The organism is Flavobacterium sp. Sr18 (assembly GCF_011064265.1).
In the GTDB taxonomy this organism is placed as follows: Bacteria; Bacteroidota; Bacteroidia; order Flavobacteriales; family Flavobacteriaceae; genus Flavobacterium; species Flavobacterium petrolei.
This window is the reverse complement of the sequence record NZ_CP049329.1, coordinates 617236-632453: the sequence shown is the minus strand read 5'-3', so window position 1 is coordinate 632453 and position 15218 is coordinate 617236. Positions and strand designations below refer to the sequence as shown.

Below are 15218 nucleotides of genomic sequence, written 5' to 3'. Positions count from 1 at the left end.
CCGCAGGGTATATTTTCTTGATGAAGCGGATTCAATTGTATCTTTTTTCTAAAGAACCCGACCTACAAATTTTCAATTCCACAAAATATATCTTACTTTAGCATTCTATAAATTTCCTATAAAATGATTAGCGATATACAGTTTAAAAACGAGTTAGACATACTAATACAAAATGCCATTCGAGAAGATGTTGGACCAGGTGATTACAGTTCATTAGCTTGCATTCCAGCATCTGCAACAGGTAAAGCAAAGTTATTAGTCAAAGAAGACGGCATTATTGCCGGTGTAGCTTTTGCTAAAATGGTTTTTGGTTATGTAGATCCTAATTTGCAAATTGAAACTTTTATTCAGGACGGAACTCCGGTAAAAAAAGGTGACATCGTTTTTCATGTATCAGGAAGTTCGCAATCTATTTTGAAATCAGAACGCGTAGTTTTGAATTCAATGCAAAGAATGTCAGCGATTGCAACTAAAACTAAAGAATACGTACGTTTGTTAGAAGGAACAAACACAAAAATTCTTGACACACGTAAAACAACACCTGGTTTTAGAGCATGTGAGAAATGGGCAGTTAAAATTGGAGGTGGCGAAAACCATCGGTTTGCTTTGTATGACATGATAATGCTTAAGGATAATCACAATGATTTTGCAGGTGGAATCACTTTGGCTATAGCCAAAACAAAAGCATATTTAAAAGAAAATAACCTGAATCTAAAAATTATTGTCGAGGCCAGAAATTTGGATGAAATCAAAGAAATTTTGCAGAGCGATGGTGTTTTTAGAATTTTAATAGACAATTTTAATTTTGATGATACGAAAAAAGCAGTAGCTTTAATTGCAGATAAATGCGATACAGAATCTTCTGGAAATATTAATGAAAACACGATTCGAAACTATGCGGAATGCGGTGTAGATTATATTTCTTCGGGCGCGTTGACGCATTCCGTATATAACATGGATTTGAGCTTGAAAGCATTATGAGTAAAGAAATTGAATTGAAACTACGAAGAATTCCAATTGTACGGAATCTTATGTTTGGTTTAAAAAAGATAAAACTTCCTTGGTTGGAAGGGTTGTCCTTGTATGATTTAATGGAATTATATGGATTAGGAATAGTCGAAAGTGCGTTAACCTATCATGCTAGTGCCATTGCATTTAGTTTTTTTATGGCATTATTTCCTTTTGCACTTTTCATATTAAATCTAATTCCATTCATCCCTATTGAAGGTTTTCAAGAAGATTTTTTGATGTTTGTGAAGGATGGAGTACCACCCAATACTTATGATGCAATTTACAAAATCATCAGTGATATTCTAAATAATAGTGACTCGGGACTGCTTTCTTCCGGTTTTATATTGTCGATTTTCCTAATGGCAAATGGATTAAATGGTATTTTAGGTGGTTTTGAAACCTCTCGTCACGTCCTCATAAAAAGAGGATTTATTCGTCAATATTTGGTCGCTTTGGGAATGTCGTTATTATTGTCTTTATTGCTATTAGTGACCGTTGCAATAATCGTTGTTTTTGAAGTTTTGTTGCAAAAAACAGTTTTTAGTGACCAAATTCAATTAATCGTAGTAGGACGATATGCTTTTGTTATTTTGATGATTTTGATGACCACTTCGATACTTTTCAAGTTTGGTACTAAGCATGATAAAAATAGAGCTTTCATCTCCATAGGATCCGTTTTTACTACAATTTTGATTATTTTAGATTCCTATTTTTTTGGAATCTGGGTCACAAAATTTTCACAATACAATGAATTGTATGGTTCAATAGGAACTTTATTGATCTTGATGTTTTACATTTGGATAAACTGCATGATACTACTGTTGGGTTTTGAATTGAATGCAACAGTAAATAAATTGAAGGCTAAAAAAGAATAAATTATTAAATCTAAATAGTTTCAAAATTAGGAGCTATTTCCTGCTATTCGTTACAATCTTTTCTTTTTTAAAGAAAAAAAGAAAAGGATTTCCACTACTATCAGGGCTAAATAAAAAAAAATGAGAAATACAATTACAAGTCTGGCATTATTCGCCTCTATGGCTTTTTATGCACAAACCAATAGCGTTATTGGGAAATGGAAAACTATCGATGATGAAACAGGAAAAGCAAAATCAATTGTAGAAATCTACGAGCGTTCTGGTAAAATTTATGGAAAAATCGTTGATATCATTGAAGTCGAAAAGAAAAAAAGCTTGTGTACAGCATGTTCTGGCGAGGAAAAAAACAAACCTATTATGGGACTTGTTATCATCAAAGGATTAAAAAAAGATGGTAAAGAGTACAATTCAGGAAAAATTCTAGATCCTACTTCAGGTAAATTATATAAATGTTTTATAACTCTAGACGGAAATGATAAGCTGAATGTAAGAGGCTATATTGGAGTTTCTTTATTTGGTAGAACACAAACTTGGAATAGGGTAAAATAATTAAAATATTAAGAGTTATGAGTTAAAGTACTACATAATCATAACTCAACCTCATAACTCTTAATTGATAATACATGTATTTTGTAGAAGTAATTTTACCACTTTCCCTAGCCAAAACCTTTACCTATAGTGTTTCCGAAACGGAATTTCACTACATCAAAAAAGGGATGCGGGTGGCAGTTCCTTTTGGAAAAAGCAAAATATATACCGCTTTAGTTATTGAAATTCATCAAAACAAACCAGAATTATACGAAGCTAAGGAAATCCATCAAATTCTGGATGAAAGACCTATTGTTACTGAAATCCAAATCGCACATTGGCAATGGATTGCTTCTTATTATATGTGTGCCATTGGAGATGTGTATCGTGGCGCCATGCCAAGCGCACTTTTGCTGGAAAGTGAAACATTGATTTCTCAAAAAACCGACTCATTTATTGATACCAGCCTTCTTTCTGATGATGAGTTTCTGGTTTATGAAGCCTTGCAGCAACAAAGTTCTCTAAAGGTCCAAGATATTATTGCTATTTTAAACAAGAAAAATATTTTTCCTGTTATTCAAAAACTGGTCGATAAGAATATTTTGGTGCTTCAGGAGGAAGTTCAAGAAAGTTATAAACCTAAGTTAGTTCGATACGTAAGGTTACATCCTAAATATGAATCCAATCAAGGCTTAGGCGAGTTATTGGAAACATTGAAAAATGCCAATAAACAAAAGGAAATCGTAATGCGTTATTTCCAATTGTGCGCTACAGAAAAAAACCAAGGCGTAGCTAAACCCATAACCGTAAAAAAACTAATTGAGGAAGCTAATTCTTCTGTTGCGATTGTAAAAGCGTTAATCGAAAAAGAAATATTCGAGGACTATTTTCTTCAGGAAGACCGTGTAAATTTCAGCGGAAAAATTAAAGAAGGTGAACTGCAATTAAGCGTGGATCAGCAAACCGCTTTTGAGGAAATTAAACAAAGTTTTACTCAAAAAGAAGTGTGTTTGTTGCATGGCGTAACTTCCAGTGGAAAGACCGAAATTTACATTAAACTTATCGAAGAATATTTGGAAACAGGAAAACAAATCCTGTATTTACTACCTGAAATTGCTTTGACGACTCAATTAGTGGGGCGTTTAAGGGCGTATTTCGGAAATAAAGTGGCTGTTTTTCATTCGAAATACAACAATAATGAACGAATTGAAGTTTGGAATCAAGTCTTACAAAAATCGGAGAAAGCACAAGTGGTAATAGGAGCGAGGTCCGCTTTATTTTTGCCATTTCATGATTTGGGATTCATAATTGTAGACGAAGAGCACGAACAAACCTTCAAACAAGTAGATCCGGCTCCACGATATCATACTCGAGATGCAGCTATAGTTTTAGCTCATTCGCATAAAGCAAAAGTACTTTTAGGTTCAGCTACGCCAAGTATAGAAACGTATTTTAATGCCAAATCTGATAAATTTGGTCTGGTCGAAATTACGAAACGATTTGGAAACGTGATGATGCCCAATATCGAATTGGTGGATTTGAAAGACAAATACTTCCGTAAAAAAATGACAGGACATTTCAGCGATGTTTTAATCGAAGAAATTACAAACGCATTGTCATTAGGAGAACAGGTAATTTTATTTCAAAACCGTAGAGGATATTCACCAGTTGTAGAATGTATCACTTGCGGTCACGTACCACAATGCCAGCAATGTGATGTGAGTTTGACGTATCACAAACATAAAAATCAGTTGCGTTGTCATTATTGTGGGTACACTATGGCAAAACCTACGCATTGTCACGCGTGTTCGAGCGTTGATTTGACTACTAAAGGCTTTGGAACGGAACAAATCGAACAAGAACTGATTTCTATTTTTCCAAATTCAAAAATAGGGAGAATGGATCAGGATACTACCAGAGGAAAATTTGGTTTCGAAAAAATCATTGATAGTTTCAAGAACCGAGAAATGGATATTCTAGTAGGAACTCAAATGCTCGCTAAAGGATTGGATTTTGATAACGTTAGTTTAGTGGGAATCATGAATGCGGATAATATGTTATACCATCCTGATTTTAGGGCTTTTGAGAGAAGTTTCCAAATGATGACTCAAGTTGCGGGTAGAGCGGGTCGTTCAGAAAAACAAGGAAAAGTAATTATACAAACCTATAATCCTAATCACAATACCATACAACAAGTCACTAATAATGATTATTTGGGAATGTACAACGAACAGTTGTATGACCGACAAATTTATAAATACCCTCCGTATTTCAGAATCATAAAGCTGACTTTGAAACAGCGTGATTTTGATAAGTTGAAGGAAGGTTCTATGTGGTTGTACCAAGTAATGAGCCAGAACTTGAACATGCCGGTATTAGGTCCGGAGGAACCGGCAATCAGCAGAATCAGAAATGAATATATCCGGACGATTATTATCAAAATTCCTCAAAATGTATCTATTGGAAACACAAAAAAAACGATTCAGAAAATGTTGAATAGTTTTGAAGCGGTTGCTCAGTACAGAGCTATAAAAGTTACTTTGAATGTAGATTTCTATTGAGAAATTATGTCTTGGATACGAAAACAATCAAAGGGAATTTCTATTTGAGATTTTAAATCCGTAATTTTAAACAAACAAATTTCCATGACAAATCCAATTTACATTGACCAAAAAGAAATCCTGAAATACTACAAAAAGCCTGATGAACATACGCATAAAGGAATTCAAGGACATGCTTTAATCATTGGCGGAAGTTATGGCAAAATAGGAGCAGTAAGTTTATCTTCCAAAGCTTGTTTGAAAACTGGTTGCGGATTAGTCAGTGTTTTTATTCCAAAATGTGGGTACACTATTCTGCAAACAGCGATTCCCGAAGTCATGGTTCTTACAGATATTCAAGACGCAATAATTTCAGAAATAACTTTTGATGTAGTACCGCAGGCCATCGGAATTGGTCCTGGTTTGGGTCAGGCAGTAGAAACCCAAAATGCGCTGTATCAATTTTTGAAAATGAACAAAGTTCCTATAGTTATAGATGCTGATGCATTGAATATTATCTCTAAAAACAAAAAATTATTAGCTTTACTACAACCCAAAACTATCATTACGCCACATCCCAAAGAACTGCAACGATTAATAGGAAAATGGGATTCCGAAGACGAGAAAATGAGTAAAGCAGTCTCTTTCTCCAAACAATATCAAATTATAATCGTAATGAAAGGCGCACCCACACGAATCATCGATGGTGAAACTGTCTATCAAAATACCACGGGAAATGCTGCGCTTGCAACTGCGGGAACTGGCGATGTTTTGACGGGAATGATTAGCAGTTTATTGGCACAATCCTATGAACCCATTAGTTCCGCAATTCTTGCCGTTTATCTCCACGGATTAACCGCTGATATTGCGCTACCGGAAACTGGTTATCAATCCTTTATCGCTTCAGATGTGATTGCGAATATTGGTAAAGCCTTTCTGAGTTTAGAAAAATTGGAGTAAATAGCATTCCTAAATAAATTTTACACCACTTATTTGTAAGTTTGTATCCAAGCAAAATTGCTTTATCCAATTCGATTATGGAAAAAATACCCCATCTTAGAACCGTAAATGTTACGCGATACATCACTCCTTTGCGGGAAGGCGGTTCTTTACCTGCACTCGCTGAAGCCGATGATGATTTTAAATACGTCTTGAAATTCAAAGGTGCCGGACACGGCGTAAAAGCATTAATCGCTGAATTAATTGGCGGAGAAATTGCCCGTGTTTTAAACCTGAAAATGCCGGAACTCGTTTACGCTAATCTCGACGAAGCTTTTGGACGCAGTGAAGCCGACGAAGAAATTCAGGACCTGCTTCAAGGAAGTCAAGGACTGAATTTAGCTTTGCATTATTTATCGGGAGCCATAAATTTTGATCCTGTTGTCACGTTGGTTGATCCAAAATTAGCCTCGCAAATTGTTTGGTTGGATGCTTTTATTACAAACGTGGACAGAACGTTTAGAAACACCAATATGTTGATCTGGCATAAAGAATTATGGCTGATCGATCATGGAGCCAGCCTTTATTTTCATCATTCGTGGACCAATTGGGAAAAGCACGCACAAAGTCCTTTTGCACTGATAAAAGACCATGTATTGTTGCCTCAGGCTTCGTTATTAATAGAAACTGATGTAGCATTCAAAAAAATATTGTCTGTTGATGTATTGCAAAATATCGTGAATCTGATTCCGGAAGTATGGCTCCATTGGGAAGATACCGATGAAACTCCCGAAGCCATTCGGGAAGTCTATTTTCAGTTTTTAACGACACGTTTGAACCATTCCCAAATTTTTATAAACGAAGCGCAAGATGCAAGAAAAGCACTTATATGAGTATGCCGTAATCCGAGTTGTGCCAAGGGTAGAACGCGAAGAATTCCTCAATGTGGGCATTATTCTTTTTTGTAAAAAAGCAAAGTTTATTAAGGTGCTGTATTCAGTAAATGAAGCCAAACTCCAACTTTTTGCAGATGATTTGGATGTGGAACAATTGCATTTAAATGTACAGGCATTTGCAAAAGTGGCTCATGGCGAAAAATCTGGTGGACCCATAGGGCAATTTGACATTCCATCCCGTTTCCGTTGGTTGACCGCACTTCGCAGTTCTGCCATTCAAACTTCAAGACCACATCCGGGTTTGTGTGATGATTTGGAACAAACGACGCAACGCTTGTTTGAAGAAATGGTATTGTAAATAAATTTTAAAACTGTTAGAAAGTTATTTCACAAAACCAAAATCCCTTTTGCATTTGGCAATAGAATAGTATAATTTAAGGAACCTTATTCAGGTGACGCGCAAGATGCATCCCCATACTAAAGCAAGCCTGAAGAAGATAACCGCCAGTGGGCGCATCCCAGTCCAGCATTTCACCGATACAATAATTACTTTTTTTGTTTTTTAGTTGAAAATTTTCATCCACAGCACTCAGTTGAATACCGCCTGTTGTGGATATTGCATCGTTTAAGATTCCAGTACCGGTGATTTCAACACTCAAATTTTTTATGTTTTTTGCCAATAATTCCGGATTCAAATAGGTTTCTTTTGAAAGGTATTTTTTCAAAAGCCCAATCTGAGCAGGACTTAATTTTACTTCTTTTTGTAATGTTTCGCTTGTCTTTTTGAAAGTCGATTTTCTAATTTTGTCAAGCAAATCTTCATAGCGCAAGGTTGGTTTTAGATCTAAGAAAATTGTAGCTTTTTGTTGGTGTTCCAATTCCTCCCTAATTTGTGGACTAAGCGCATAAATAGCATTTCCTTCTAAACCAAAACGTGTGATAACCGCTTCGCCTTTTTGCCTTTTATTCAAACAGCTAATCGCAATATTTTTAAGCGGACTTCCTTCATGTTCTATGACAAAATCTTCTGGCCAGTTCACGCGATACGCACAATTCGAAGATTGAAAAGGAACTATAGGAATACTTTCCCGTTCAAATAAATCTAACCAAGAACCATCAGAACCGGTTACTTTCCAGCTCCCGCCGCCCATGGCAAAAACGGTATAGTCGGATTTTATTGTTGTATCGGTATTGAAGATTATATCATTTTCATTTGTCCAACCCTTCCAAGTATGTTGGTATTGAATGGCAACGCTTTGCTTATCCAGAACATCCAGAATTGCGTTGAGTACTGTTATGGGCTTGATACCACTTTCAGGATACACACGTTTGCTACTGCCAATATACGTTGGGATACCAATGGAATCAATCCACTGTCTAAAGTCGTTATTATCAAAAGCAAGTAATGCTTTTTCCAGAAAATGAGGCGGTGTATAGCGCGCAATCAATTCCCCAATGGGTTCCGAATGGGTGAGATTGAATCCTCCTTTTCCAGCCACCAGAAATTTTCTTCCCAGTGTTTTATTTTTCTCGTAAATGGTAACTTTGAATTTTTCACAATCCAATAATGCAGCAAGTATAAGCGCTGCGGGTCCTCCTCCAATAATTGAAACTGATTTTTTCACGTCACAAAAATAGGTTTTGTTTTACCCATATTCCCTGATATTGGATTTTATATTAGGGATTGGGCGTAACCCCAAAGCATAAAATTCCTTTTTCCATTTACGTATCTGCAGCTTTGGGGTCGGGCTTTTGACTGTATCTTTATTTTTTGAAAGAAAAAAAATAAAGGATGCCGCCGCAATCCCTTACGCGAGCCGCCCAAAGATTGAAGAAAATTTTGATTATCGCTAGATTTTATTTTCTAGAAATAACGTTTCCAATTGCTCTAAACATGCTGTAATGCCTTGTTCAAAACCCATTTCAATCATGGTTTCAATCTCTTTTTCATCGGAATAAAACATCTTGAATTCGACCAAAGTCCCCGATTCAGTTGTGGTAAAAACAATTATTCCTGTAGAAACCGGCAACGAAGAATTTAAGTTTCCTTCTTCATCACAAAAACTATCTTTGATTTCAAAACTCAAATGCGATGTTATGGCAGTGTAGTCCATGCGTCCCCAATGTTTTTCATTTTCGGGACCTACCATCGCGTACAACCAATAGCCACCAACAGAAAAGTCCATCGTTTTGGTTTCGGCTTTCCAAGGTTGTGGCGCCCACCATTGTTCTAATAATTCACTTTCAGTAAACGAACGCCAAACTTTTTCTAGTGCAGCAGAAAATGTTCTAGAAACCAAAATTGATTTTTCTTCTAAATCTTTTATAACGAGTGTTTTGGGAGTAGTTGCCATTTTATTTCGATTTAAGATTGATAATAGGAAAACTAATAGATTGAAATTATTTATAGCTTTACTGCTGGGAATTAAAAGGAATTAATAAAGTTAATTAATTTTATTTAAAAATATAATTATCTATAAATCAATTATTTGAATTAATAAATAATTTTTTCCATAACAATAAATTCCAAAGGCTCTTCCGAAATTGGAATATGAACATCGCTTGCGGGAAACGGTTCTTTTGCGCCAGTATCCTCATAACCGTTACGTTTGTACCAAGCAATAAGTTCATCCCGAACGGAAATTACTGTCATTATGATTTTTGGCAATCCTAATTCCAAGGCATGAAGTTCTGCCTGCTGCAATAATTTTTTTCCAACGCCACTGTTTTGTAATTCCGGTAAAACGGTCAGCATGCCTAAATACAATTCCTGCTCTTTCTCAACCAATAGTACACAACCTATAATTTGGTTGTTGTCCGTAAATTTTAGAACCGTATTTTTAGGATTCAGAATCGTTTTTGATAATTCTTCCTCAGTCGTTCGAAGTCCATCTAAAATATTAGCCTCAGTAGTCCATCCTTTTTTAGACGATTCTCCGCGGTACGCTGAATTGATTAAGGTGTTTAATTGCGAAACGTTCTCTAATGTTGCTTTTGTAATCATGTGAAGTTGTCTACTATTTTTGTGTTGTTCAAAGATAGAAAAAAGGAATAAACAATTACAGTTTCTACTGGTTCCAGTTTGTGTATGAATTATTATAGAAATTGCTTTTTTTATTAATAAACAGAATTTTATCAGGAATGAATAAAATTTAAATAATTGAAAATCAATATTTTGTATTTTAAGTAAATAATTTTTTTTACCTTTAGATAAAGATATAAATTCAACATTTTAATAGTTATAATTATGAAAAATCTAAATAGTTTTTTGGTGATGATGGTGGTTTTTGCATTAAATACAGCACCAATATTTGGGCAAACTACCGCCAAAAAGAATAAAATTATTGCCGATAGCGAAACAGCAAAATCTGAATTTATTAAAAGTGATCCGCTGATGAAGGCACTTTTTGATAAAGCGTACGGTTATGTCATCTTTCCTAATGTTGGAAAAGGAGGACTTGGTATAGGTGGAGCAGCGGGTAACGGAGTCGTTTATGAACAGAATAAGAGAGTGGGTATGGCTAAGTTATCGCAAGTAAGCATAGGATTTCAAGCGGGAGGACAAGCGTATCGGGAAGTTATATTTTTTGAATCCAAAAATGAAATGGAGCGGTTTAAAGAAAGCCGTTTCGAGTTTTCCGCACAAGCTTCTGCAGTAGCGGTAACGGAAGGCGCTTCCGCAAATGTAAAATATACCAATGGCGTGATGGTTTTCACCATGCAAAAAGGTGGACTCATGTACGAGGCGTCTATTGGCGGACAGCAATTTAAGTTTAATAAATTGTAATAAAAATTAAAACGGCTGAGAAAATTTTCTCAGCCGTTTTGATTTTTAGTAAGTATTGTGACATGCTATGATTATTTCTTTTTAGTCTCGAATAAAATGTATTTTTTGAATACATATTTCTAAGGCATAAGAGGATTTATGTTCTAGAATATACCTTTAAATCCAATACCAAAAACACTTTCAATTCCTTCTAAATCTTAATGTGCAATCTCCCTTTATCTTGAGGCTAAATAGTAATACTTATTGCTGTTTGGTGCTATTGTTTGTTGGAATTAGTTTAAAAAAATCTAAAAAATAATGGTTTCCTGTGATGCTTTCTTGGTTGTTTTTTAGTATTTTGGCAGTAGAATCATTTATAATTAACTGATTAGTATGAAATATAGAGTCGCTACTCCGTCATTAAATCTGAGAGATTTTCCGGCAACGCAGGATAATTCCAAAATTTTAATACAAATACCTTTTAGACATACCGTTAAATTAATTGAGAAAACAGCATCAGATTGGTGGAAAGTAAAACTTTTAAACACTGAAAAAGAGGGTTTTGTGTTTTCAAAAGATATCGAGCTTGTTGATGAAACGAATCAAAAAAGTATGGATATTGAAGTGCCAAATTTTGAACCGGGTACAAAAGCAAGTTTGGATAGTAAAGAGGAAACATACAAACCTATTGGCGATCCTTCAATTCCGTTTAGAGATTTAACGAATCTAGAGTCTAAACTTACGTCAATTCAAAACATCATAAAGGCGCTGGATGTTTCAAAAAGTTTCCGATATCAGAAAGACGCGTCGGATACCTACTGTAATATTTATACTTTTGATTATTGTTTTTTTGCCAAGGTCTATATCCCAAGATTGAGATGGACTGATACCGCAATCGAGCAATTGGAGAAAGGGAACGAAGTAGCACTGATTTTTGATGAAACGGTAAGGCCTTTTTATTCCAATTATATCTACGATTGGTTTTTACAATCGGGGAGTGAGTTTGGTTGGGAAAGAATCGATGATGTTGATGAACTTCAAAAAAGAGTAAATGCTACCGGAGGAGTAGGAATCATTTGTGCGAAAAGATTTATCCAGAATAAATCTGGACATATTGTAGTGGTCGTTCCAGAAACTGATACTGATAAAGCCTTTAGGAAAGACTGCAAAGTCATTTATCCGTTACAGTCCCAAGCAGGAGCGGATAATTATAATTATTTTTCAGAAATTAGAAAAGATTGGTGGGATAATAAAGATCCGGAAAAAGGATATGCGGCTGCTATATTTTATTACCATGAGTAGTTAAAAAAAAATCGTATAAATAAATACCCTTCTGGCATACTACTGTCAACAAGAAGGGTAATTATATAGGGCTTATTCTAAAAAGAGACCTTGTATTTTTGACGCCCCTTATTTTTTTATTAGTAGAGAACTACAAAAGCCTTTTTCATAATAGGTAGCGTGTAAACGGCTGAATATTTGATCGTAAATTTCTAAAGGATCATTTGATTCTATCGTAATAGATAATATATTTTCTAAAAGGGCGATGAATTTTGATGGTACATGCGTTTCTTTGCCGTGGATAATAGATTCGTAGACAAAGTTATTCCATTCTAAATCACAAATCGGATTTTCGATTTCGTTTAACAGGGCGTGATCCATAATAAAAACAAGAAAATTCAAAACCTCCTGTAGGTGTATTTCGTCGAAATAATCAAATATTCGAAATTCAATGCCATGATTTTTGTGCTTGTGAAAATTGATGTCAAGCCCAATTTTATCAATTTTTTCATAATCTGATATTTCAGAATAACGGTTCACCCACCACAACGGATTATCGTGCATCGGGTGTTCGTCAAAATTCATCTGGACGATTTTTCCGGTTTTCATCACATTGGTGTCATAGGTTCCTACCCCAATGTATCTTGACATGGCACATCGTTGTGATGCTTTTGTTAAATTAACGCTGCTGTCATTATGCGATAAATAATCAGAAGAACCGAATTTTATCATAAATAATGGACTCAACCATTGGAATAATCGAATGGCTCTTTGGTGTTTTTTTATAAAACCTATTTTGTCCTTAATTTCACCGTCCTTATTTAACTCAGTAGGAATAGTTAAATTGAAGTGATAGGTCATATTATTAAAAACAGAATAATTAGTGTTGTTTGAAATAAATATGGCAAAAGGATGATTTTTAGAACATATTTTTATGGCGCCATATTCCGTAAAGATTTTATCTTTATCAAAGGCGCTTTGTAAGTTGTTTATGAAACCTTGTTTTATTTTTGCTAGCTCAGCAATGGCGGAGTCAATATCTGTTTTGTAAAATTTTTGTGTAACAAATTCAACTGTGTCACCGTCAAAAATGAATTCTTTTTGAAGCTCGTCTATAAAATAAGGATTGTTTTTTTGTAATATTTCAAAGATACTTTCCCCTGAATATTCAGGATTTGGCTCATTGTCTATCGGGTCAAAAGTCTTGTGCTGGTTGTTAATGTCCGTTTTTGTAAACGAATGGGAATTCATCAGTACAGGCAAATAATATTCTTTATCGGATAATATTTTTAGTAATGAATTCTGGTATATGTTTTCTTTGTAATTCTTAAAATGATTAACACTATACTTTTCATGAAGTCCTTTAGTCAGCAAAAAATCTTTGTCTACCACACGATGGTTTTCAAACTCTAAATAACATTCATTTTCGATTCCTACGCCCCAATATAAATCATTTGACTTATATTGATTCCTATAATCTTTGTGCTTATCCAACAATTCAATTTCAAAACTAACAGCATTCATGCTATGATCCGTCATAAACTTTTTTCTCCTTCTTTTAATAAATTATGTTGATATGGGAAGCTACTTTATCAGGTAGTTTTTTTGAAGTATTTTTTAATCTGTTGATTTTAGTTAAGATTCAAACAGTTTCTTAAATACTTAGTTGTTTTTTTAATGGGGTTCAGGTTTGTTTTTTTACTCTCAAATGATCTGAATAGAGACAACTCAATTTTTTGCAAAACTAAGTATAATTTAAATCATATTCAAGCTATATTTTCAGATCTGGAATTTTATTTTTTTGTGGTGGAATTTATTTTTTAGCTTCTCTGTAAATTACTCATAATTATATATTTAAAATGGAAGTCTAAAATGCGTAGAATTGTTTTGTAGTTCCAAAATACAAGTTTAGGACCACTTTAAAAACAGATTTATTTTGGTATAAAAAAACGACTAAAATGGGATTCTCAGTCGTTTTTTTATTTGATTGGAAAGAAATTTTTATTCCAAAAAAGCTTTCAAATCCTCATAGGTTTTAATTTTTACGCTCACTTTTTCCTTTCCTAAAACACTTTCTATTTGGGTAGGAATTGGTAGTTTTACGTTTAATGTCGGTTCAACCGTATCCAAAAACTTAATTGGGTGGGCAGTTTCTAAGAAAATACCAATCGCATTTGCATGGTTTTGCAATTCTTTTTTCAATCCTAAATAACCAACAGCTCCGTGCGGTTCTGCAATGTAACCGTTGGTATTGTAAATGGTTTTCATGGCTTCAATCGTTTCTGCATCAGAGAATGTAAACGAAGAAAAATCTTTTTTGAATTGCTCCAAATCATTGTCATACATTTCCTGAATTCGGATAAAATTACTTGGATTTCCCACATCCATCGCATTCGAAATCGTCGCTTTTGAAGGTTTCGGGTCATAAATTCCGTTTTCTAAAAATCTCGGAACGGTATCATTCACATTCGTGGAAGCGACAAAATGTTCAACAGGCAATCCCATTTTTTTGGCAATAATCCCTGCGCAAATATTTCCAAAATTTCCACTTGGACAAGAGAAAAATAAAGGCTTGTTTTGTTTTTTTAATACTTTATACGCAAAGAAGAAATAAAACATTTGTGGCAACCAGCGCGCAATATTTATCGAATTTGCCGAAGTCAGGTTTTTATGTTTGAGACTTTCGTCTAAGAACGCTTTCTTCACCATATCCTGACAATCATCAAAAACGCCGTCCACTTCAAGCGCTTTAATATTTTGCCCTAAAGTCGTCAATTGTCGTTCTTGAATATCACTTACTTTACCAGACGGATACAGGATAATCACTTCAACGCCTTTTACACAAAGGAAACCACTTGCCACAGCTCCGCCCGTATCGCCGGAAGTCGCTACCAAAACCGTGTTTGTGCTGTCTTTGTTATCTTTATTAAAATACCCCAAACAACGAGACATGAATCGCGCTCCTACGTCCTTGAAAGCCATCGTTGGGCCATGAAACAATTCAAGGGAATAAATGCCTTTTTCGACTTCCACTACAGGGAAATCAAAACATAAGGTTTCGGCAATGATTTGTTTTAAAGTGTCTGCGGGAATTTCGTCACCCACAAATTGTTGAATCGCCTCAAAAGCAATTTCTTCATTGCTTAAATTTTCGATTTTATCAAAGAAATCAGAAGCTAAAGGGGTGATTGTTTCCGGAAAATACAATCCTTTATCAGTGGCTAATCCCTGTATTACGGCTTCTTTGAAAGAAACTTTGGGTGCATTATGGTTTAAACTGTAATATTTCATTGTGTTTAGTAATTGTAGAATCCCCACCCCAACCCTCCCCAAAGGGAAGGGAGGCGAAACTGGATTCAGTATGTGTTGTTGTAATTTTAAA

Annotated in this window: 14 protein-coding genes; 9 read left to right on the top strand and 5 right to left on the bottom strand. The window is 34.8% G+C overall.

Annotation, left to right across the window (positions count from 1 at the left end):
* The first annotated feature begins 123 nt into the window (after nt 1–123).
* The 7 genes from nadC (at nt 124) to G7A72_RS02810 (ending at nt 7147) form a co-directional block, all read left to right on the top strand.
* Nucleotides 124–981 carry a carboxylating nicotinate-nucleotide diphosphorylase gene (gene nadC, locus G7A72_RS02840; protein WP_165151345.1) on the top strand — a complete coding sequence of 286 codons (858 nt, stop codon included), beginning with the start codon at nt 124–126 and terminating at the stop codon, nt 979–981.
* Nucleotides 978–1886: a YihY/virulence factor BrkB family protein gene (locus G7A72_RS02835; RefSeq protein WP_165151344.1), complete on the top strand. Its 909-nt coding sequence runs from the start codon at nt 978–980 to the stop codon at nt 1884–1886. The genes nadC and G7A72_RS02835 overlap by 4 nt, the downstream gene beginning before the upstream one ends.
* Nucleotides 1887–2006: 120 nt before the next feature.
* Nucleotides 2007–2435 (top strand): DUF2147 domain-containing protein, encoded by a 429-nt coding sequence (locus G7A72_RS02830; RefSeq protein WP_165151343.1) that lies wholly within the window; start codon nt 2007–2009, stop codon nt 2433–2435.
* A 74-nt stretch (nt 2436–2509) separates the two neighbouring features.
* Nucleotides 2510–4975 carry a primosomal protein N' gene (gene priA, locus G7A72_RS02825; protein ID WP_165151342.1) on the top strand — a complete coding sequence of 822 codons (2466 nt, stop codon included), beginning with the start codon at nt 2510–2512 and terminating at the stop codon, nt 4973–4975.
* 84 nt (nt 4976–5059) lie between these two features.
* On the top strand, nt 5060–5914 hold the full coding sequence (locus G7A72_RS02820; RefSeq protein WP_165151341.1) for an NAD(P)H-hydrate dehydratase: 855 nt from the start codon (nt 5060–5062) through the stop codon (nt 5912–5914).
* Nucleotides 5915–5991: 77 nt separating this feature from the next.
* On the top strand, nt 5992–6786 hold the full coding sequence (locus tag G7A72_RS02815; protein WP_165151340.1) for a HipA family kinase: 795 nt from the start codon (nt 5992–5994) through the stop codon (nt 6784–6786).
* Nucleotides 6764–7147 (top strand): DUF3037 domain-containing protein, encoded by a 384-nt coding sequence (locus G7A72_RS02810; protein ID WP_165151339.1) that lies wholly within the window; start codon nt 6764–6766, stop codon nt 7145–7147. Before G7A72_RS02815 ends, G7A72_RS02810 begins: the two co-directional genes overlap by 23 nt.
* Before the next feature lie 76 nt (nt 7148–7223).
* Here the strand turns inward: G7A72_RS02810 and G7A72_RS02805 are convergent, their stop codons facing one another.
* The 3 genes from G7A72_RS02805 to G7A72_RS02795 form a co-directional block, all read right to left on the bottom strand.
* A complete protein-coding gene (locus G7A72_RS02805; protein ID WP_165151338.1) occupies nt 7224–8414 on the bottom strand; it encodes a TIGR03862 family flavoprotein in 1191 nt (396 codons plus the stop codon).
* Between the two features lie 225 nt (nt 8415–8639).
* Complete coding sequence (locus tag G7A72_RS02800; protein WP_165151337.1) at nt 8640–9143, bottom strand: SRPBCC domain-containing protein; 504 nt, start codon at nt 9141–9143, stop codon at nt 8640–8642.
* A 140-nt stretch (nt 9144–9283) separates the two neighbouring features.
* Nucleotides 9284–9793 carry a GNAT family N-acetyltransferase gene (locus G7A72_RS02795; RefSeq protein ID WP_165151336.1) on the bottom strand — a complete coding sequence of 170 codons (510 nt, stop codon included), beginning with the start codon at nt 9791–9793 and terminating at the stop codon, nt 9284–9286.
* Between the two features lie 243 nt (nt 9794–10036).
* Here G7A72_RS02795 and G7A72_RS02790 point away from each other — a divergent pair, with 243 nt between their 5' ends.
* Complete coding sequence (locus tag G7A72_RS02790) at nt 10037–10576, top strand: YSC84-related protein (protein WP_165151335.1); 540 nt, start codon at nt 10037–10039, stop codon at nt 10574–10576.
* 372 nt (nt 10577–10948) lie between these two features.
* Nucleotides 10949–11857 (top strand): SH3 domain-containing protein, encoded by a 909-nt coding sequence (locus tag G7A72_RS02785; RefSeq protein ID WP_165151334.1) that lies wholly within the window; start codon nt 10949–10951, stop codon nt 11855–11857.
* A gap of 108 nt (nt 11858–11965) precedes the next feature.
* On the opposite strand, the gene G7A72_RS02780 is transcribed toward G7A72_RS02785, so the two are convergent.
* Together G7A72_RS02780 and thrC are read right to left on the bottom strand one after the other, a co-directional pair.
* Complete coding sequence (locus G7A72_RS02780; protein WP_165151333.1) at nt 11966–13375, bottom strand: hypothetical protein; 1410 nt, start codon at nt 13373–13375, stop codon at nt 11966–11968.
* 462 nt (nt 13376–13837) lie between these two features.
* A complete protein-coding gene (thrC, locus tag G7A72_RS02775) occupies nt 13838–15127 on the bottom strand; it encodes a threonine synthase (RefSeq protein WP_165151332.1) in 1290 nt (429 codons plus the stop codon).
* Nucleotides 15128–15218 lie beyond the last annotated feature (91 nt).